A 20,075-nucleotide genomic window follows, 5' to 3' on the forward strand; every position below is an offset into this window, starting at 1 on the left:
TCATGGAAGCTTTTATCGCGCTGCTCCAGGTCCTTGCGATCGATCTTGTCCTGGCGGGCGACAACGCCATCGTCATCGGCCTCGCCGCTGCCGGACTTCCCAAGGAGCAGCGTGGCAAGGCCATCCTGATCGGAATTGCCGCCGCCACCGTCCTGCGCATCATTTTCGCCCTTCTTGCAACGCAACTGTTGCAGATCCTCGGCCTGCTGCTGGTCGGCGGTATCCTGCTTCTCTGGGTCTGCTGGAAGATGTGGCGCGAACTGCGCACTGCCGCCCATGAGGAGCATGCAGGTCTCGAATCCTTGACCGGCGAGGATCTCAACAAGGACGGCTCGGTCGGCTCGGGCGCACCACGCAAGACGCTGAAGCAGGCGGCCCTACAGATCGTCATCGCCGACGTTTCGATGTCGCTCGACAACGTGCTCGCCGTCGCTGGTGCCGCGCGCGAACACCCGAACATCCTCATCCTCGGCCTTGCCGTTTCCGTCGCGCTGATGGGTATCGCCGCTTCGTTCATCGCCAAGCTGCTCAACCGCTACCCCTGGATTTCCTATCTGGGTCTCGCGATCATCCTCTTCGTGGCGCTGAAGATGATCTACGAAGGCTTCATGGAAGTCGAACCGGTCATCATGTCGGCGCTTGGTTGATCATTCAAACGGCGGCACAACTGAATCCGGCGACTGCCGCCGACATAACCCTTCTGCGAAAGACAGAACTTCCGGAGACAATACGGGCCAACGATTGCAGAGTAACCTGCTTGGCTGTAACTCTCTCCGCATGGCTATTTTGCACGATCCCTCCTCCGCTGATGCCGCCTTCGAAGCTGCGTCCAACCGCCTGACCATCGACCTCGGCGCACTTGCCGATAACTGGCGGGCGATGAACAAACTCTCCGGCAAGGCACGAGCGGCCGCAGTGTTGAAAGCCGACGCCTATGGCATCGGCATCGAACCAGCCGCCAGCACGCTCTCCCGCGCTGGCGCCCGCGATTTCTTCGTCGCCAATGCCGAGGAAGGCGTAGCGCTTCGCTCCTTCGTACCCGACGGCCGCATCCATATCCTCGCCGGCATGTGGTCCGGCAACGAACGCCTGTTCTTCGACAATGACCTGATTCCAATCATCAACTCCGAGGAACAACTCGCCTTCTTCATGTCGACGCTGTCGGAGCGCGGCGATCACCCTTGCGTCCTCCATGTTGATACCGGCATGAAGCGGCTTGGTCTGACCGTCGAGGAAGCACTGACGCTTGCCAACGATCCTGCCCGCCCGGCAGGCTTCTCGCCTATCCTGGTGATGAGCCACCTCGCCTGCGCCGACGATCCGTCCCATCCGCTCAATCGCCGGCAGCTTGAATCTTTCCGAACGGTTACGGCGGCTTTCGAAGGCGTCGAATCAAGCCTTGCCAATTCGGGCGGCGTCCATCTCGGACCCGATTTCCATTTCGACCTGACGCGGCCGGGCATTGCGGTCTATGGCGGCGAAGCCGTCAACGACATGCCGAACCCGATGACGCCCGTCGTCACCGCGGAGGCCCGCATTCTGGTGATCCGCAATGCCCGCAAGGGGGATACGGGAAGCTATGGCGGCTCGGCGCAGTTCACCCGCGACAGTCGCGTGGCAATCGCTGCCGTAGGATATGCCGATGGCTATCACCGCTCGCTTTCCGGCGGCGGCGTTACCCTGCGCCAGGCGTCTCCAGGGGGCGCCCATGGCTTCCTGCATGGCATGAAAATTCCGCAACTCGGCCGTGTTACCATGGACCTCACCCTGTTCGACGTCACCGACCTGCCGGAAAATGCCGCCCGTCCCGGCGACTATATCGAACTGTTCGGCAAGAACATCGCCGTCGACGACGTCGCCCGCGCCGGCGGAACCATCGGCTACGAGATGCTGACCAGCCTCGGGAGCCGGTACGAGCGCGCTTATGTCAAGGCATGATAGGGTAGGAACTGTTCTTACTCTATGCTATCCTTCACATAATGGAGAACTCCGATGTCCAACGCCAAGAAATCCTTTGTCATCGGCGATCATTTCGACGCTTTCATCAACGAGCAGGTCACACGGGGACGCTTCAACAATGCGAGCGAAGTCGTGCGGGCGGGGCTGCGGTTGCTGGAGCGCGATGAGGCAAAATTCCTGGAGTTGAAGAGGCTGATCCAGGAGGGGATTGACGATCTCGAAAATGGCGACTTCGTGGAATTCTCCGACGGCGACGATCTGTTGGCTTATGTGCAGCAGGAGGCTGAAAAAGAACGGTGATCTCCTCTCGCAAGTACCGATATTCACGTAGGGCAATCCGAGATCTAGCGCGCATCTACAATTTCATCTCCAAAACTGATGTTGTTGCGGCTGACAGACTTATTCAGTCGATCGAACGAAAAATTGCTTCCATCGCGCAGACAGGTTTTACGGGAGTGTCTCGCGAAGATTTCGTCCCGGGTCTGCGTGCCTTCGTCCATAAAAATCATTGCATCTATTTCCAGGTGGCCAATTCCCATCTCCTTATCGTCCGCGTCCTTCACGGTCGCCAGGACGTTTCCTCCACTGACTTTCCTGAAAGCGATACTTGATGGCGAAAGCCCGGACACAATTCATCTGCCAGAACTGCGGCACGGTTCATCCCCGCTGGGTTGGGAAATGCGAAGGCTGCGGCCAGTGGAACACCATTGTCGAGGAAGACCCGATGGGTGGCATCGGAGGCGGCCCCGGCAAGACGCCGAAGAAGGGCCGCCCGGTGGCGCTGACCACCCTGTCGGGCGAGATCGAGGATGCGCCGCGCGTCATGACCGGCATTTCCGAACTCGACCGGGCGACCGGTGGCGGCTTCGTGCGGGGATCGGCCGTGCTGATCGGCGGCGATCCCGGCATCGGCAAGTCCACCGTGCTGATGCAGGCGGCGGCCGCCCTGTCGCGGCGCGGTCACCGCATCATTTATGTCTCGGGTGAAGAAGCCGTTGCCCAGGTTCGGCTGCGCGCCCAGCGGCTGGGCGCTGCCGACACCGACGTCCTGCTTGCCGCCGAGACCAATGTCGAGGATATCCTGGCGACGCTGAGCGAAGGCAAGAGGCCGGACCTCGTCATCATCGATTCGATCCAGACATTGTGGAGCGACATCGTCGATTCGGCGCCGGGAACGGTGACGCAGGTGCGCACCGGCGTGCAGGCGATGATCCGTTTCGCCAAGCAGACCGGCGCGGCCATCGTGCTCGTCGGCCATGTCACCAAGGAAGGCCAGATCGCCGGTCCGCGCGTGGTCGAGCACATGGTCGATGCCGTTCTCTATTTCGAGGGCGACCGGGGGCATCACTACCGCATCCTGCGCACCGTCAAGAACCGCTTCGGACCAACCGACGAGATCGGCGTGTTCGAAATGTCCGACAAGGGGCTGCGCGAAGTCACCAATCCGTCCGAATTGTTTCTCGGCGAGCGCAACTCGAAATCGCCGGGCGCCGCCGTCTTTGCCGGAATGGAAGGCACCCGTCCCGTTCTGGTCGAGGTCCAGGCGCTGGTGGCGCCGACCTCGCTCGGCACACCGCGCCGCGCCGTGGTCGGCTGGGATGGGGCGCGGCTGTCGATGATCCTCGCCGTGCTCGAGGCCCATTGTGGTGTCCGGCTCGGCCAGCACGACGTCTATCTCAACATTGCCGGCGGATATCGCATTACCGAGCCCGCGGCCGATCTTGCCGTCGCTTCCGCGCTGGTTTCGTCGCTTGCCGGTCTTGCCCTTCCGTCCGATTGCGTCTATTTCGGCGAAGTCAGTCTGTCGGGGGCCATCCGGCCGGTTGCGCATACCGCCCAGCGCCTTAAAGAAGCCGAAAAGCTCGGCTTTTCACAGGCTGTCCTGCCGTCCGCTTCCGCCGACCTGCCCAAGGGCGCCGGCATGAGCTGGGCGGAGATGGAAAGCCTGCCGGATCTGGTGGCGCGCATTGCTGGCTCGAAGGGAGCCTTGCGGCAGAAAGACGATGATGATTGAGGAAATCGCTGGTTAAACATCGGCGAATTCCGGTGAAAACAGTGTTCAATCATGGACCATCGAAAGACGCTTGCGGCTTGATGATATATGGTTCGCGGAATATCGGCGTGGGGTCGCGCATTTAATTGGGGTGCTGCGTCCTTTGCGGGTTCAATCGGACACGCGGCGCAGCAGGCGGTTTCGGAGTAGGACAATATGCCCATTACAATTCTCGACGGTATCGTTCTCGGCGTCGCGCTATTCTCGGCCATTCTGGCCATGGTTCGCGGCTTCTCCCGGGAAGTCCTGTCGGTTGCAAGCTGGCTCGGCGCCGCCGCTGCCGCCTATTTCCTCTACCCTCACCTGCTGCCCTTCGCGAAGAATTATACCAGCAGCGACACAGTCGCGATGATCGGCTCGGCCGGCGTGATCTTCCTCATCGCGCTGATCATCATCTCCTTCATCACCATGCGGATTGCCGATTTCATCATCGACAGCCGCATCGGCGCGCTTGACCGGACGCTCGGCTTCCTGTTCGGAGCCGCCCGTGGCGTTCTTCTCGTCGTCGTCGCCATGCTGTTCTTCAACTGGCTGGTCGCGCCGCAGCAGCAGCCGGTCTGGGTTACCACCGCGAAATCCAAGCCGCTGCTCGATAATCTTGGCGGCAAGCTGATCGCGCTTCTGCCTGAAAATGCCGATGCTACGATCCTCGACCGCCTGCGCGGCAAGGATACGACCGGTGAAGGCGACAACGAAGGCACGGGCGGCGCGACCACCCAGCCGCCGGCCGAGGAAACGCCCGCCACGAACGACGCCGGCACCAACGGTTAAGACCGATCGGAAGACATGAGGGCCCGCTCCGGCGGGCCCTGTCCATTTTGCAATGATGCTATGTGAAACCCTCAAGTCTGATCGACTTGAAGGACGGAAAATCTGATACGATATGCCAAACGCGTTTCAGCCGTCACAACAAAGGCCAACAGCGATGACCCATTTGCGAGCAGCAGAGATTCACGACGAGATCGATGGCGACACGCTGCACGAGGAATGCGGTGTCTTCGGTATCCTGGGACATCCGGACGCGGCGACCCTGACGGCGCTCGGGCTGCACGCCCTGCAGCACCGTGGCCAGGAAGCAGCGGGTATCGTCACCTTCGACGGCAAACAGTTCCACACCGAAAAGCGCATGGGTCTTGTCGGCGACCACTATACCGACCCTGCGGTTCTGGCCAAGCTGCCCGGCTCGATCTCGATCGGCCACACGCGCTATTCCACGACCGGCGAAGTGGCGCTGCGCAACGTTCAACCGCTGTTTGCTGAACTCGAGGTCGGTGGCATCGCGATCGCCCATAACGGCAACTTCACCAATGGCCTGACGCTCCGCCGCCAGATCATCGCCACCGGCGCCATCTGTCAGTCGACCTCGGACACCGAAGTCGTCCTTCACCTCATCGCCCGCTCGCGCCATTCCTCGACCGCAGACCGCTTCATCGACGCCATCCGGCAGATGGAAGGCGGCTATGCCATGGTGGCGATGACCCGCACCAAGCTGATCGCCGCACGCGACCCGATCGGAATCCGCCCGCTGGTCATGGGCGAACTCGACGGCAAGCCGATCTTCTGCTCGGAAACCTGTGCTCTCGACATTATCGGCGCGAAATATATCCGCGACGTCGAAAACGGCGAGGTCATCATCTGCGAAACCCAGCCGGACGGCTCGATCCAGATCGATGCCCGCAAGCCGGCCAACCAGCAGCCGGAACGCCTCTGCCTGTTCGAATATGTCTATTTCGCCCGTCCCGATTCCGTCGTCGGCGGACGCAGCGTCTATGTCGCCCGCAAGAACATGGGCATCAATCTTGCGAAGGAATCGCCGGTCGAAGCCGATGTCGTCGTTCCGGTTCCGGACGGCGGCACGCCGGCGGCACTCGGTTTTGCCCAGGCGAGCGGCATTCCGTTTGAATACGGCATCATCCGCAACCATTATGTCGGCCGCACCTTCATCGAGCCGACGCAGCAGATCCGGGCCTTCGGCGTCAAGCTCAAGCACTCCGCCAACCGGGCGATGATCGAGGGCAAGCGTGTGGTGCTGGTCGATGATTCGATCGTGCGCGGCACGACCTCGCTGAAGATCGTCCAGATGATCCGCGATGCCGGGGCGACGGAGGTTCACATTCGCGTCGCAAGCCCGATGATCTTCTACCCGGACTTTTACGGCATCGACACGCCGAATGCCGACAAGCTGCTGGCCAACCAGTATGCCGACGTCAAGGCCATGGCGAAGTATATCGGCGCCGACTCGCTGGAGTTCCTGACGATCGACGGGCTCTACCGCGCCGTCGGTGGCGAGGATCGCAACAATGCCCGTCCGCAGTTCACCGACCACTACTTCACCGGTGACTATCCGACCCGTCTTCTCGACAAGAACGGCGAAACGGCCGGTCTGAAGCTCTCGGTTCTCGCCAGCAACGGCTGATCCGAACCGCATGCCGGCACAACGAAACAGGGCGTTTCCGTCTCCCGGCGGAAGCGCTTTTCTCTTTCACGGCTGCGGCATTTTGCCGACCACAATCGTCCTTTGCCTCTTGGCTTGCATCGTGAGCCGTTGATGTGGCACAGCAAGCCAGCCTCATTACATTCGGAGCCATCCAGACATGATCGATCTCAAGGGCCGCATAGCACTGGTCACCGGCGCCTCCCGCGGCATCGGCTATTTCACGGCATTGGAACTGGCCAAGGCCGGCGCCCAGGTGATTGCCTGTGCCCGCACCGTCGGTGGGCTTGAGGACCTCGACGATGCGATCAAGCAGGCGGGCGGACTGCCGGCAACGCTCGTTCCCTTCGATCTCGCCGACATGGCCGCAATCGACAAGCTCGGTGGCGCCATTCACGAACGCTGGGGCAAGCTCGACATTCTCGTTGCCAATGCCGGCGTGCTCGGCATCATCTCGCCGATCGGCCATGTCGAATCCAAGATCTTCGAAAAGGTGATGACGGTGAACGTGACGGCGACCTGGCGACTGATCCGCTCGGTCGATCCACTGCTACAGCAGTCGGATGCCGGTCGCGCCCTCATCCTGTCCTCCAGCGCCGCCCACAAGTGCAAGCCGTTCTGGGGACCCTACTCCGCCTCCAAGGCCGCCGTGGAAGCCTTGGCGCGCACATGGGCCGGCGAGACGCAGCGCCTGCCGCTACGTATCCTCTCGGTCGATCCCGGCGCCACGCGTACCGCCATGCGGGCGCAGGCCGTTCCCGGCGAAGACCCGAAAACCCTGCCGCATCCCTCCGAAATAGCTGCCAAGCTCCTGCCGCTCGTTGGCCCCGGCCAGACGGAAACCGGCAAGCTGTTTATCGTCCGCGAAAACCGGATCGTGGATTACCGGCTACCGGAATGATCACCGAACGACGATATGGAAAAGCCGCCGCGAGATATCCCACGGCGGCTTTTTCATGCGTTGGTACAACTATTTCTTGTCGCCCGGCAGACCGTCTTCAGTGGTCATCAAATGATCCGGATGCAGCGGCCAGTCGCCGTATTTCTTTTGCCACTTGCGCGCGCCGAACGGCAGGCTGATCAGGTAGCCGACAGCCGTCAGCACCATGGTTTCCCAAGTGAAGCTCATTAGCGTCGCGACATAGAGCACGACGAAGAGGATGATCGGCAGAACAAGGTCGCGGCGGACGCGATTTTCCGACTTGCCGGACCAGACCGGCAGGCGGCTGACGAGCAGGAAGGCGATCAGAACCGTGTAAGCCGAGGCGAAGATCGCAATCGGCCGATCGGGAGCCATGCCCAGGAGCCCGAGATACATCGGCAGCAGCACCAGCATGGCGCCGGCCGGTGCCGGTACGCCGACGAAATATTCCGATTGCCAGCTGGCCTTGACCTCGCGTTCGGCCATCACGTTGAAACGGGCAAGCCTGAGGCCGGCGGCGATGACGTAGATCAAGGCAGCGATCCAGCCGAGCGAACGGGCCTGATCGAGAACGAAAGCGTAGAGCACCAGTGCCGGGGCGACGCCGAAATTGACGATGTCAGCGAGCGAATCCATCTGCGCACCGAATTTCGAGGTGGCCTTCATCAGGCGGGCGACGCGGCCGTCGATGCCATCGAGAAAAGCCGCGACCAGAACCATGCCGACGGCCAGTTCGAAGCGGTTTTCGAAGGCAAGACGCACGCCGGACAGCCCGGCGCAGATGGCAAGCACGGTGATCAGGTTGGGCACGATCAGCCGCAACGGGATTTCCCGCAGGCGGGGACCACGCGCCTCGTCGTTCGGGCCATTCGGTTCAAAAGACGGAAAGGGCGTTTCCATGGCGTGCTCCTGTTCCTGTTTGCCTGCTGCCATCAACCGCGACGGCTGATGACCGGGCCTTTTGGCGAACCGAATTCGGCCAGAACCGTTTCACCGGCGATCGCCGTCTGGCCAAGGCTCACCCGAGGGGCCGCTCCAGCCGGCAGGAAGACATCCAGCCGGGATCCGAAGCGGATGAGGCCGAAGCGTTCGCCCGGCTGAAGCGTATCGCTTTCCTGTGACCAGCAGACGATACGGCGAGCAACGAGACCGGCGATCTGGACGACACCGATCGTGCCATGCGCGGTTTCGATCGCCAGACCGTTGCGCTCGTTTTCATGGCTTGCCTTGTCGAGTTCGGCATTGACGAACTTGCCGGCGCGATAGGCGATGCGGCGGATCGTGCCGCGCATCGGCGAACGGTTCACATGGCAATTGAAGACATTCATGAACACGGTAATACGCAGCATGGGCGTATCGCCGAGCCCGAGTTCTTCCGGCGGCGTCATCAGCGCGATCGACGAGACGCGGCCATCGGCCGGGCTGATCACCAGATCGTCGTCCAGTGGCGTCATACGCTCGGGGTCACGAAAGAAATAGGCGCACCATGCGGTGAGAACAAAGCCGATCCACATCAACGGCTCCCAGAGGAAACCGAGGACCAGCGAAACGACGAAGAAACCGGCGATGAAGGGATACCCTTCCTTGTGCACCGGAACCAGCGTTTTGCGCACCGTATTGATCAAGCTCATGAATTCATCTCTCCAAATTTTCTTGCAACAGCACGTACAGCGAAACGCCGGGTCGGGCAATGGTAGTGGGTAGTGGGTAGTGGGTAGTGGCTAGTGGCTAGTGGCTAGTGGCTAGTGGCTAGTGGCTAGTGGCTAGTGGCTAGTGGCTAGTGGCTAGTGGCTAGTGAACGAGAGGTATCGCAGGGGATGGCAATATCTATTCACTATTCACTATTCACTATTCACTATTCACTTCCCCTCACACCGCTGCCGGACCGCGCGTCACCACGCCGAGATCGTCGCTTTCTCGTACCTTCTTCAATGTCTCCTCGGCCTGCGTCGCTTCGCGCTGGCGGTTCCACATGGAAGCGTAAAGGCCGTCGCGGTCGATAAGTTCCCCATGCGTGCCGCGCTCGGCGATGCCGCCGTCCTTGAGAACGATGATCTCGTCGGCATGGATGACTGTTGAAAGTCGGTGGGCGATGACCAGCGTCGTGCGATTTTGCGATACGATATCGAGCGCCGCCTGGATTTCCTGCTCGGTGTGGGTATCGAGCGCCGAGGTCGCCTCGTCGAGGATCAGGATGGGCGGGTTCTTGAGCACGGTTCGCGCGATCGCAACACGCTGCTTCTCGCCGCCGGACAGTTTCAGGCCGCGCTCGCCGACCATGGCATTATAGCCTTCCGGCAGGCTCTCGATGAAGCCGCCGATCTGCGCGATATCGGCCGCCGTCTCGACCTCGGCCTGCGTGGCCGACGTGCGTCCATAGCGGATGTTATAGGCGATGGTATCGTTGAACAGCACCGTATCCTGCGGCACCATGCCGATGACGGCGCGCAGCGATTTCTGTTTCACGCCGCGAACATCCTGGCCATCGATGGTGATCGCGCCTTCCTGGACATCATAGAAGCGATAGAGCAGCCGCGACAACGTCGACTTGCCGGCGCCGGAGGGACCGACGACAGCGACGGTCTTGCCGGCCGGAACGTCGAAGGTGATGCCCTTCAGGATCGGCCGGGCGGGGTCATAGGCGAAGTGCACGTCCTTGAAGGCAATCGCGCCCTTGTCGATCGCCAGTTCCACCGCATCCGGGCTGTCAGTGACCTCCGCCTCGACCTCAAGCAGGTCGAACATCTGCTCGATATCCGTCAGGCCCTGGCGGATTTCGCGGTAGACGAAGCCTATGAAATTGAGCGGGATGGAAAGCTGCATCAGCATGGCGTTGATGAAGACGAAATCGCCGAGCGTCTGTTCGCCACGCTGCACGGCCATGGCCGACATGACCATCATGATCGCCGTACCGGCGCCGAAGATGAGGGCCTGGCCGAAGTTCAGCCAGCCGAGCGAGGTCCAGACCTGCGTCGCCGAGCGCTCGTAGCGCTCCATCGACTGATCGAAGCGCTTCGCCTCCATCTCTTCGTTGCCGAAATATTTGACGGTCTCGAAATTCAGGAGGGAATCGATCGCCTTGGTATTGGCGTCGGTATCGCTGTCGTTCATGGCGCGGCGGATACCGATGCGCCAGTCGCTCGCCTTGATGGTGAACCAGATGTAGATGACCACGGTGACGGCGGTGATGAGCAGATAGCTGAAGCCATAGCCCCACCAGAAGATGATCGCCGTCAGCAGGAACTCGATCAGCGTCGGGACGGTGTTGAGGATGGTGAAGCGGACGATCGTCTCGATGCCCTTGGTGCCGCGCTCGATGATACGCGACAGGCCGCCGGTGCGCCGTTCCAGATGGAAGCGCAGGGAAAGCTGGTGCATATGAACGAAGGTGCGATAGGCAAGCTGACGCACCGCATGCTGTCCGACGCTGGCAAACAGCGCATCGCGCAACTGGTTCAGCCCCGCCTGCAGCAGGCGCGCCAGATTGTAAGCCAGAACCAGCATGACAGCACCGGTGAAGAGCGCCGGCAGCGCGCCGACGAGATCGGCCTTGCCGTTCAGCGCATCCGTCGACCATTTGAAGAAATAAGGAACGAGCAGCAGCACGACCTTGGCCACGAGCAGGATGACCGTCGCCCAGACAACGCGCATCTTCAAGTCGGCGCGGTCGTTCGGCCACATATAGGGCCATAGGTTGATGATCGTCTGCAGCGGATTGCCTGCGTCCGCCGATACCGTCTTCTTCTGCGCTGCCACGTCTGTCCCCGTCTTAGCCGAATTCCAATCAAAAACGGCGCCCCGGGAGGCGCCGCTTGGTGTTTCAGATAGGCCTCATAGGTGCCCGCCGCAATGGAGCGCCGGACAAAAAGCCGTCAGGGCAGATGCTTCATATGCTTGCGGTGCATCTCTTCCGATTCGGCTTCCGGCATCGCGGTGTCCGGCACACCGAAGATCTGGCCGGGCAGGATGCGGTCCGGATCGGTGATCTGGTCCTCGTTGGCCAGATAGATCGTCGTGTAGCGGACACCGGCGCCGTAGACCCGACGGGAAATCTGCCAGAGCGTATCGCCGCGGCGAATGATAACCGACGTCTTGCTCTGCTGCAGCGGCGCCTGCTGAACTGTCTCCGGCTCGGCCGCCGCTTGACCCGTTGCCGGGGTGGCCGTTGCAGCTCCATTGTCGGCCGCCGTTGCGGCAGCCTCCGGCTGGGCGGCCGGCATTACGGATTGAGCGGTTGACTCAGCGGCAGGCTTCTCGGCGGTTTCCGTGGCCGGCGCAGGCTCTGCGTCCTGACCTTCGGACGGGGTCGCCGCCGCTACTGCATTGTCCGTCGCCGTGGCCGGAGCCGGCGTCGTCGTTTCGGTGGCAACCGCATTGCCGCCGTTGCCATCGGTGCGCGGCATCAGGGCCGAACCGACTGCCGTCTCGACCTTGCCGAGGGCGGCGGACACGCTGTCTGCGTCCTTCGGCAGCGACTTCAGCAATGCAAGTGCATCGGCAGCAGCTTTCGAGGTCTTGCCGGCCATTTCCCTGACGCTCTGGTCGAGATTATCGGCCACCTTGAAATCGGCAAGCGAGTTCAGCGCGATCTCGGTTGCCGAACGCGCGGCAGCCAGTTGTTCGACAGACGGAACCTTGCCATCGGCAAACAGGCCCTTGAGCAGGCCAAGCGCCTTGCCAGCCTCCAGGCGCAGGCCATCGAAACTGCCGCCATCGAACGGTGCGACGGTACCTTGGGCATTGCTCTGCGCGACAGCCGCTACCTGCTCGCCGGCAGGACGATCGAACGGAACAGCAGCCCGCACTTCCACCTTGTTGCCATCGGCGCCCATCACGTCGGCACGGATCGTGTGATTGCCGACCGAAAGGTCGATCGTTCCATCGACGACGAAACGACCCTGCTCATCCGCCTTTGCTTCACCGACCAACGCATCGTCAGCATAAATGCGGACGAGCGCACCGGCCCTGGCGTTGCCGGCGACGAAGATTTTCTTGCCCTCGATCTCTACGGCCGAGACAGCAACGGCGGATGCGCCGCTGGCGGCCGGCTTGACGGTTGCGGCATCGCCCTCGGTGGTCGCCTGGGCCTGCGTCGCTGCGGCGGTATCGGCTGGCTTTTCTGTCGTATCCGCAGGCATGGTGGCCGTATCGGCGGTCTTTGCCGTATCGGTCGCGGTGGCCGATGCATCCGCAGCGGGTTCGGTCCTGGCGACCTCACCCGTGGCCGGCTGCGCGTCAGTGTCGGCCGGCTTCTTGGCCGTTTCGCCTTCCGGCGTGGTGATGATGCGGCTGGCTTCGCCGGGCTTGGAAACCATCGCGAGCAGTTCGCCGGCCTTGTCTTTCGGGATCGAGACAGTGGCCACTTCCTCGGACGACTTGATGGCACCGTTCTCGCCGACGCTGCGCAGTGTCAGCTGGTAATCGCCGGCCGCCAGCGGCTTGTCGAAGATCGCGGCGAAATCGCCGGTCGCGCCAACATCCGCCGTACCGACAACCATGTCGCCGTTGACGATTTCGAGCTTCGTGTTCGGCTGGGCCCGTCCGGCAATGACCGTCGAGCCATCCGGTTCGACGCGCAGGACGTCGAAACCCGGCACGGTCCAGTCGGCTGTCGGATCGACCGGCTTTGCGTCGGCGTTCTGGGTATCGGCCGGCTTTGCATCGGTGGCCGTCTGCGATGTCGTGGCCGCCGGCATTTCCGCCTGCTTGGCCGCATCGCCTTCAGCTGTCGGACGCGCACCCTTTGCATCGGCCGTCGCGCCGGCGGGCTTGGCTTCGTCCTGCGCCGGTGTCTCGGCGGTCACGGTATCCTTCTTGCCCTGGATATTCGGCATGACAACGAAAATCATCAGCAGCGATGCAATTGCCAGGACGATAAGGGCCACCCAGCCGGCCTTGTTCTTCATCATGCACATCTCCAATGGCCCCAAGCCGTCAGCGCCCGACATGAACGCAAAGGAACGGCTTTCCCCAAGCCCTGCATGCGCGCTCACGTCCCGTATTCTTTCCCCCGGGGCCGGAGACACGCAGAAAGCGTCAGTCCAATCCTGAAATTGCTAACGATTTCCAGCGCTTTACACAAGCATTGCCACCTGTTCCGGCACTGTCGCTTCCCTGTTTCCCGTCATTTTTCTTGACGCCTGTTGCAGTGCGATGTCTCTTTGGACCATGAATGAGAAAAATATCCCGATTCGATCCATCTGCGTCTATTGCGGCTCACAGCCCGGACGTGACCAGTCCTACATGGACGCTGGCCGGATTCTTGGCAAATCCATTGCCGAGAATCATCTTCGCCTCGTCTATGGCGGCGGCACCAAGGGCATCATGGGCGCTGTCGCCAGCAGCGTGCTCTCGGGGGGTGGCCGCGTCACCGGCATCATACCAGAATTCCTGATGGATATGGAGGCGACGCGTCACTCGCTGGGCCAGCTCAGCGAACTGATCGTCACGCCGGATATGCACGACCGCAAGCACAAGATGTTCGAACGTTCCGATGCCTTCGTCACCCTGCCCGGCGGCATCGGCACGCTGGAGGAAATCATCGAAGTGATGACCTGGGCGCAACTGGGCCGCCACCGCAAGCCGATCGTGCTCGCCAATATCGATGGCTTCTGGGATCCGTTGATGAAGCTGATCCGCCACATGGCCGATTCAGGTTTCATCCACACCGCCCATCTCGTCCAGCCGATCGTCATCGACCAGCCGGAAGAAATCGTGCCGGCCCTGCTCGCCCATTGGGCCAGCCAGGTCGACCGCGACGGCGACGACGGCATCATTGCCAAGCTCTGAGGCAGCTTCGTCGGCCACGGTTGGCGGGATTGATCGGCAAGCGCTCACGCGATAATGTTGTTTCCAGTGTTGACAGGGTATCTCCCATGGACAGCAAGAACCGCATTTCCGAAGACCTTAGCCGCCGCATCGACCGGCTGGCTGCTCGCTCGACCTTGACACGGGAGCGCATCATTGAGGATGCGCTGTCGCATGGTCGTTCGCTCGCTTGGCAGGAAAAGTGGATTGCCGGGGTCGAGGAAGGCATCGACGACGCCGACAACGGCGCCTTTGCCAATCCCGATGAAATCGCGGCAGTGCTCAACAAATACGGCCAACCGTAAAACGGCCTTTTATTCCGCCGGCTTCGGCATCTCGGCTCGGCGGGCGCGGCTTTCCATGATCATCGAGGTTGAATAGACCGCGAGCGCTACCCAGATCAGGATGAAGGCGATCAGCTTCGATGTGCCGAAGGGCTCGTGGAAGACGAAGACGGCGATGATGAAGATCATCGTCGGGGCGATGTATTGCATGATGCCGATGGTCGAAAGCCGCAGCAGCTTGGCGCCGTTGGCATAGATCATCAACGGGATGGCGGTGACGATACCGCAGGCCATCAGCCAGAGAACATCAGCAAAGCCGGTGTCGCCGAAATGCCCCTGCCCCGTGACTTCCAGATAAACGATATAGCCGAGCGCGGGCACGCTCAGCAGCAGGACTTCGAGGAAGAAACCCTGGTTCGGTCCGACCGGCAAGGTCTTGCGGAAGAAGGCATAGAGCCCCCAGGACAGCGCCAGCCCGATCGACACCCAAGGCAGGCCGCCGGCATCGAAGGCAAGCACGACGACGGCGACGGCGGCCAGGCCAATGGCGACGATCTGGGCCGGATTGAGCTTTTCCTTGAGCAGGACCGCACCGAGGAAGATCGAAAAGAGCGGGTTGATATAGTAGCCGAGCGCCGTTTCCAGCGCCCGTCCGGCACCGATCGCCCAGACATAGATGCCCCAATTGACGGTGATCAAAATCGCGGTCAGCGTCGCCATCTTCAGCATGCGCGGCGAGCGCAGCGCGGCCTTCACGTCGCCGGTGCGCCCAAGCCAGATCAGGATGGCGCCGGCGAGAGGAACCGACCAGACAATGCGATGCGCCACAACCTCGAACGCCGGGATATGGGCGACGGCCTTCATGAAGAACGGCAGGAACCCCCAGAGCAGATAAGCCGCCAAGGCGAAAGCAAAGCCGCGAGGCGAATCGCCATTTTGCACCGCAGGCACCTGTTTTTCATCCGCCATGGCGTTATCCCGTCATATTTTTATCGTTCGGCCGTCCTACTCCAAAGACCGGTGATCAACCAATTCATTTCCGTGAACCTTGCTGCAGAAACGCTGACAGCAGCCTTTGGCGGGAAGATCGAAAATGTCAGATTTTGCGGGGTGCAATTCCGCGATTGGCACCTTAGGTTTGAACCCGGGAAAAGACAGGCCAGACAAAGGGAAACCACATGTCCTCCATGCTCGCGCTCCACCCGATCAGCCGCCGCGCCTTCCTGAGCGGCGCCGCAGCCACCTCCGCCCTCGTTCTCCTGCATCCATTCGCCGCCCGCGCGGCCGCCAACCAGGCGCATCTGCGGATCATGGAAACGACCGATATCCACGTCCACGTCTTCCCTTACGACTATTACGGCGACAAGCCCAACGACACGCTGGGTCTCGCCCGCACCGCCTCGATCGTCGACGCCATCCGCGCCGAGGCTGGCAATTCGTTCCTCGTCGACAACGGCGATTTCCTGCAGGGCAACCCGATGGGCGATTACATGGCCTATCAGCACGGCATGAAGGAAGGCGGCGTCCATCCGGTCATCAAGGCCATGAACGTTCTCGGCTACGAGGCCGGAACGCTCGGCAATCACGAATTCAACTATGGCCTCGATTATATGTTCAAGGTGCTTTCGGGCGCCAACTTCCCTTACGTCTGCGCCAACCTGACGAAGGGTCAACTCGCCTCCAATCCGAAGGATGACGACCTGTTCTTCAAGCCCTACACGATCGTTGAAAAGACGATCACGGATGGTACGGGAGCGGCCAGCGAACTGAGGATCGGCATTATCGGCTTTGTTCCCCCGCAGATCATGCTCTGGGATATCAAGAACCTCGAGGGCAAGGCGCAGACGCGGGATATCGTCGAAGCGGCCAAGGCCTGGGTGCCCGTCATGAAGGAGGCGGGCACCGACATCATCATCGCGCTGTCCCATTCCGGCATCGACGGTTCCGGCCAGAGCGAGCGCATGGAAAATGCCTCGCTCTACCTCGCCGGTGTCGAAGGCATCGATGCGGTCTTTACCGGCCATCAGCATCTGGTCTTCCCCGGCCCGAAGAGTTTCGACGGCATCGAGGGTGTCGATCCCGTCAAGGGGACGCTGCTTGGCAAACCGGCGGTCATGGGTGGCTTCTGGGGCTCGCATCTCGGCCTGATCGACCTTCTGCTCGAAAAGGACGGCAACAGCTGGAAGATCGTCGATTTCACCACCGAGGCGCGGCCGATCTATCACCGCGAGGACAAGAAGGTGGTGGCGGACGTGCCGGATCGCGCCGACGTGCTGGCCGCCGCCTCCGCCGAACACGAAGCGACGCTCGCCTATGTCCGCACGCCGGTCGGCAAGACCTCGGCGCCGCTCTATTCCTATTTCGCGCTGGTGGCCGACGATCCCTCGGTGCAGATCGTCTCCAATGCGCAGACCTGGTACATCAAGGACATGCTGAAAGACACAGAGTACAAGGACCTGCCCGTGCTTTCGGCGGCGGCTCCCTTCAAGGCGGGCGGACGCGGCGGCGCGGATTATTACACCGACGTGCCGACCGGCGACATCGCCATCAAGAACGTCGCCGACCTCTATCTCTATCCGAACACGGTCCAGGCGGTCGTCATCACCGGGGCGCAGGTCAAGAACTGGCTGGAAATGTCGGCAGGGATGTTCAACACGGTCGAGCCCGGCGCCAAGGACGTGCCGCTGCTCAATGCCGGCTTCCCCTCCTACAATTTCGACATAATCGACGGCGTCACCTACCAGATCGACCTTTCCCAACCGGCCAAATACGATGCCGACGGCAATGCCGTAAACCCCGATTCCAACCGCATCCAGAACCTGTCTTTCGACGGCAAGCCGATCGATCCCGCCCGGAAATTCGTCGTCGCCTCCAACAACTACCGCGCCGGCGGCGGCGGCAAATTCCCGGAGATCGCCAGCGACAAGGTGGTCTTCGCCGCCCCCGACACCAACCGCGACGTCATCGTCCGCTACATCATCTCAGAGGGGACCATCAATCCATCGGCCGACGGCAACTGGAGCTTCAAGCCGATCGAAGGTGCGACCGCCATCTTCGAAAGCGGTCCGAAGGCGCGCGGCCTGATCGCCGACGTGAAGGGCGTCAAGATCGAGGATGCCGGCGATGGGGCGGATGGGTTTGCGAAGTTCAGGTTGGTGTTGTAGCCGAGGATTGCTTCGTCAAACGACCTCGATCAATGTTTCGCCGCGTTCGACCGCAGCGGCGACTGCCGGTAGAACTGCTTCGAACCGAATGAGAAGCTCTTGGCGGCGTGTATTGGGCCATCTTATCCAAACGATTGCCGGGCTGATTTGCGTCAGAACCTTGCGCTGGGCAAAGTCCTCATCCTTCGTGATGATAACCCAGCCATCTGTCAGAGCGTACTCCCAAATCAGCCGATCGGCTGCAGCCTGCATTCCCTTGTCGGCCACATGCACCGCCTCGTAGCCGCGCGCGGAGATCCAACGCGCGAGTGCCGGTGGCAATTGGGCATCGACAAGGACACGCATCACGCGACGCGAAGGACGGGATGATCGCTTTGACGAGAGGCATATTCCAGCGTTGCCTGAATATCGCCCATTTCAAGCACGGGATAATCCTCAAGAATTTCAGCGGGGCTAGCTCCCGCTGCCAAAAGATCAAGCACATCCTTGACGCGGATACGGAGGTTTCGAAGGGTGGGGCGGCCGCCGCATTGCTCCGCATCGACGGTAATCCGATGGATTTCACTCATTTCACTTCCTCGATATTGTCTGGCCGCATAGTCCAACAATCATAGCATGGCGCAAACGGGCGGTCGCCTCCCCTTGTCTCCTACTCCGCCGCAGCCAACCCCGCCTGATCGCGGTTCTTCAGCAGTTTGAAGACGATCGAATCCATCAGCGCCTGGAAGGATGCATCGATGATGTTGTCGGAAACGCCCACCGTCCACCAGCGGGCACCGGTGCCATCGACCGATTCGATCAGCACGCGGGTAATCGCCTCCGTGCCGCCATTGAGGATACGGACCTTGTAGTCCACCAGTTCCAGATCCTCGATCTCCGACTGGTAGCGACCGAGATCCTTGCGCAACGCGAGATCGAGCGCATTGACCGGACCGTGGCCTTCGGCGACGGACATCGTGGTCTCGCCATCGACCGATACCTTTACCACCGCTTCCGACACCGTCTTGAGAACACCGTTGGCATCGAAGCGACGTTCGACCATGACACGGAAACTGTCGACCAGGAAGAAATCCGGCACCGAGCCGAGGATACGCTGCGCCAGGATCGCAAAGCTGGCATCGGCGCCCTCATAGGCATAGCCGGTCGCCTCGCGTTCCTTGACGATGGCGATCAGCTTGTCGAGCTTCGGATCATCCTTGGAAACGAGGATGCCACGCCGTTTCAGCGCGTTGATGAAATTGGCCTTGCCGCCCTGGTCGGAGACCATGACCTTGCGCAAATTGCCGACGCTTTCCGGCGTCACATGCTCGTAGGTGCGCGGGTCCTTCAAGAGTGCCGAGGCATGGATGCCGGCCTTGGTGGCGAAGGCGGAGGCGCCGACATAGGGCATCTGGTGATCGGGCGAGCGGTTCAGCAACTCGTCGAAGGAATGCGACAGCTTGGTCAGTTCCTGCAGCCTGTCGGGGTCGATCGATGTTTCGAAACGGGTGTTATAGGTCTCCTTCAGCGCCAGCGTCGGGATCAGCGTCACTAAGTTGGCATTGCCGCAGCGTTCGCCGATGCCGTTGAGCGTGCCCTGGATCTGGCGGACGCCGGCCTCGACGGCGGCGAGCGAATTGGCGACCGCCTGGCCCGTATCGTTGTGGGCGTGGATGCCGAGATTGGCGCCGGGGACACCATGGGCGATGACGGCGGCGACGATATCGCGGATTTCCGGCGGCTGCGTGCCGCCATTGGTGTCGCACAGCACGACCCAGCGCGCGCCGGCGTCATAGGCAGTCTTGGCGCAGGCCAGCGCGTAAACCGGATTGGCCTTGTAGCCGTCGAAGAAATGCTCGCAATCGATCAGCGCTTCCTTGCCGCTGGCGACGACCGCCTCGACCGAGGCCTGAATGGACTCGAGATTTTCCTCGTTCGAACAGCCAAGAGCGACGCGGACATGATAATCCCAGCTCTTGGCGACAAGACAGATCGCGTCGCTTTTCGCCTGCAAGAGCGCCGTCAGGCCCGGATCGTTGGACGCGGAAACGCCGGCGCGCTTGGTCATGCCGAAGGCGACGAAACGGGCAGCCTTGGTGCGCTTCTGGTTGAAGAATTCCGTATCGGTCGGATTGGCGCCGGGATAACCGCCCTCGACATAATCCATGCCGAAATCATCCAGCATCGCCGCAATGGCGATCTTGTCCTCGACGGAAAAATCGATACCCGGCGTCTGCTGGCCGTCGCGCAGCGTCGTGTCGAAGAGGTGGATGCGTTCGCGGGTCATTGGCGCGCCTCCGACGTAGATACACTTCGAGTTTGCCGTGACTTTCCCCCCTCTGTCGGCGACGCCGACATCTCCCCCATAAGGGGGGAGATTGACCGCAAACTTTTTGCGTCCCTAGCGTTACCTTGGGAAAAGAATGATCTCCCCCCTTGTGGGGGAGATGTCACGAAGTGACAGAGGGGGGTG

19 protein-coding genes are annotated in these 20,075 nt (G+C 61.4%); 11 read left to right on the forward strand and 8 right to left on the reverse strand.

Going from position 1 to position 20,075, the window contains the following annotated elements; translation table 11 throughout:
- Positions 1-2: 2 nt before the first annotated feature.
- The 8 genes from ACST81_RS16720 to ACST81_RS16755 all read left to right on the forward strand — a co-directional run bounded on the left by ACST81_RS16720 (position 3) and on the right by ACST81_RS16755 (position 7,347).
- On the forward strand, positions 3-647 hold the full coding sequence (locus ACST81_RS16720; protein WP_438749281.1) for a TerC family protein: 645 nt from the start codon (positions 3-5) through the stop codon (positions 645-647).
- Positions 648-777: 130 nt separating this feature from the next.
- A complete protein-coding gene (alr, locus tag ACST81_RS16725) occupies positions 778-1,938 on the forward strand; it encodes an alanine racemase (protein ID WP_438749282.1) in 1,161 nt (386 codons plus the stop codon).
- 54 nt (positions 1,939-1,992) lie between these two features.
- Positions 1,993-2,259 carry a type II toxin-antitoxin system ParD family antitoxin gene (locus ACST81_RS16730; RefSeq protein ID WP_438749283.1) on the forward strand — a complete coding sequence of 89 codons (267 nt, stop codon included), beginning with the start codon at positions 1,993-1,995 and terminating at the stop codon, positions 2,257-2,259.
- Positions 2,256-2,570, forward strand: a complete 315-nt coding sequence (locus ACST81_RS16735; protein WP_438749285.1) for a type II toxin-antitoxin system RelE/ParE family toxin — start codon at positions 2,256-2,258, stop codon at positions 2,568-2,570. Before ACST81_RS16730 ends, ACST81_RS16735 begins: the two co-directional genes overlap by 4 nt.
- A complete protein-coding gene (gene radA, locus ACST81_RS16740; protein WP_438749286.1) occupies positions 2,570-3,973 on the forward strand; it encodes a DNA repair protein RadA in 1,404 nt (467 codons plus the stop codon). Before ACST81_RS16735 ends, radA begins: the two co-directional genes overlap by 1 nt.
- 195 nt (positions 3,974-4,168) lie before the next feature.
- Entirely contained in the window at positions 4,169-4,783 is a 615-nt protein-coding gene (locus ACST81_RS16745) for a CvpA family protein (protein ID WP_438749287.1), read from the forward strand.
- Between the two features lie 154 nt (positions 4,784-4,937).
- Positions 4,938-6,428: an amidophosphoribosyltransferase gene (gene purF, locus ACST81_RS16750; protein ID WP_438749289.1), complete on the forward strand. Its 1,491-nt coding sequence runs from the start codon at positions 4,938-4,940 to the stop codon at positions 6,426-6,428.
- A 178-nt stretch (positions 6,429-6,606) separates the two neighbouring features.
- Positions 6,607-7,347, forward strand: coding sequence for an SDR family NAD(P)-dependent oxidoreductase (locus ACST81_RS16755; RefSeq protein WP_438749290.1), 741 nt, complete (start codon positions 6,607-6,609; stop codon positions 7,345-7,347).
- A gap of 69 nt (positions 7,348-7,416) precedes the next feature.
- On the opposite strand, the gene pssA is transcribed toward ACST81_RS16755, so the two are convergent.
- The 4 genes from pssA to ACST81_RS16775 all read right to left on the reverse strand — a co-directional run bounded on the left by pssA (position 7,417) and on the right by ACST81_RS16775 (position 13,277).
- Entirely contained in the window at positions 7,417-8,268 is an 852-nt protein-coding gene (gene pssA, locus ACST81_RS16760) for a CDP-diacylglycerol--serine O-phosphatidyltransferase (protein ID WP_438749292.1), read from the reverse strand.
- Positions 8,269-8,300: 32 nt separating this feature from the next.
- Positions 8,301-8,999 (reverse strand): phosphatidylserine decarboxylase, encoded by a 699-nt coding sequence (locus tag ACST81_RS16765; RefSeq protein WP_438749293.1) that lies wholly within the window; start codon positions 8,997-8,999, stop codon positions 8,301-8,303.
- A gap of 238 nt (positions 9,000-9,237) precedes the next feature.
- Positions 9,238-11,124 carry an ABCB family ABC transporter ATP-binding protein/permease gene (locus ACST81_RS16770; RefSeq protein ID WP_438749294.1) on the reverse strand — a complete coding sequence of 629 codons (1,887 nt, stop codon included), beginning with the start codon at positions 11,122-11,124 and terminating at the stop codon, positions 9,238-9,240.
- A 116-nt stretch (positions 11,125-11,240) separates the two neighbouring features.
- A complete protein-coding gene (locus ACST81_RS16775; protein ID WP_438749296.1) occupies positions 11,241-13,277 on the reverse strand; it encodes a LysM peptidoglycan-binding domain-containing protein in 2,037 nt (678 codons plus the stop codon).
- A 259-nt stretch (positions 13,278-13,536) separates the two neighbouring features.
- Here ACST81_RS16775 and ACST81_RS16780 point away from each other — a divergent pair, with 259 nt between their 5' ends.
- A complete protein-coding gene (locus ACST81_RS16780; RefSeq protein ID WP_438749297.1) occupies positions 13,537-14,157 on the forward strand; it encodes a TIGR00730 family Rossman fold protein in 621 nt (206 codons plus the stop codon).
- An 86-nt stretch (positions 14,158-14,243) separates the two neighbouring features.
- Positions 14,244-14,480: a CopG family ribbon-helix-helix protein gene (locus ACST81_RS16785; RefSeq protein WP_438749298.1), complete on the forward strand. Its 237-nt coding sequence runs from the start codon at positions 14,244-14,246 to the stop codon at positions 14,478-14,480.
- Between the two features lie 9 nt (positions 14,481-14,489).
- Here the strand turns inward: ACST81_RS16785 and rarD are convergent, their stop codons facing one another.
- On the reverse strand, positions 14,490-15,428 hold the full coding sequence (gene rarD / locus ACST81_RS16790) for an EamA family transporter RarD (RefSeq protein WP_438749299.1): 939 nt from the start codon (positions 15,426-15,428) through the stop codon (positions 14,490-14,492).
- A 209-nt stretch (positions 15,429-15,637) separates the two neighbouring features.
- Here rarD and ACST81_RS16795 point away from each other — a divergent pair, with 209 nt between their 5' ends.
- Complete coding sequence (locus ACST81_RS16795; protein ID WP_438749300.1) at positions 15,638-17,623, forward strand: bifunctional 2',3'-cyclic-nucleotide 2'-phosphodiesterase/3'-nucleotidase; 1,986 nt, start codon at positions 15,638-15,640, stop codon at positions 17,621-17,623.
- A 15-nt stretch (positions 17,624-17,638) separates the two neighbouring features.
- Here the strand turns inward: ACST81_RS16795 and ACST81_RS16800 are convergent, their stop codons facing one another.
- The 3 genes from ACST81_RS16800 to cimA form a co-directional block, all read right to left on the reverse strand.
- On the reverse strand, positions 17,639-17,968 hold the full coding sequence (locus tag ACST81_RS16800; protein WP_438749301.1) for a DUF5615 family PIN-like protein: 330 nt from the start codon (positions 17,966-17,968) through the stop codon (positions 17,639-17,641).
- Positions 17,968-18,192 (reverse strand): DUF433 domain-containing protein, encoded by a 225-nt coding sequence (locus ACST81_RS16805; protein WP_438749303.1) that lies wholly within the window; start codon positions 18,190-18,192, stop codon positions 17,968-17,970. The genes ACST81_RS16800 and ACST81_RS16805 overlap by 1 nt, the downstream gene beginning before the upstream one ends.
- An 80-nt stretch (positions 18,193-18,272) precedes the next feature.
- Complete coding sequence (cimA, locus tag ACST81_RS16810; protein WP_438749305.1) at positions 18,273-19,889, reverse strand: citramalate synthase; 1,617 nt, start codon at positions 19,887-19,889, stop codon at positions 18,273-18,275.
- Positions 19,890-20,075 lie beyond the last annotated feature (186 nt).

The sequence above is a fragment of the Pararhizobium sp. O133 genome (assembly GCF_051669845.1).
Taxonomy (GTDB): domain Bacteria; phylum Pseudomonadota; class Alphaproteobacteria; order Rhizobiales; family Rhizobiaceae; genus Pararhizobium.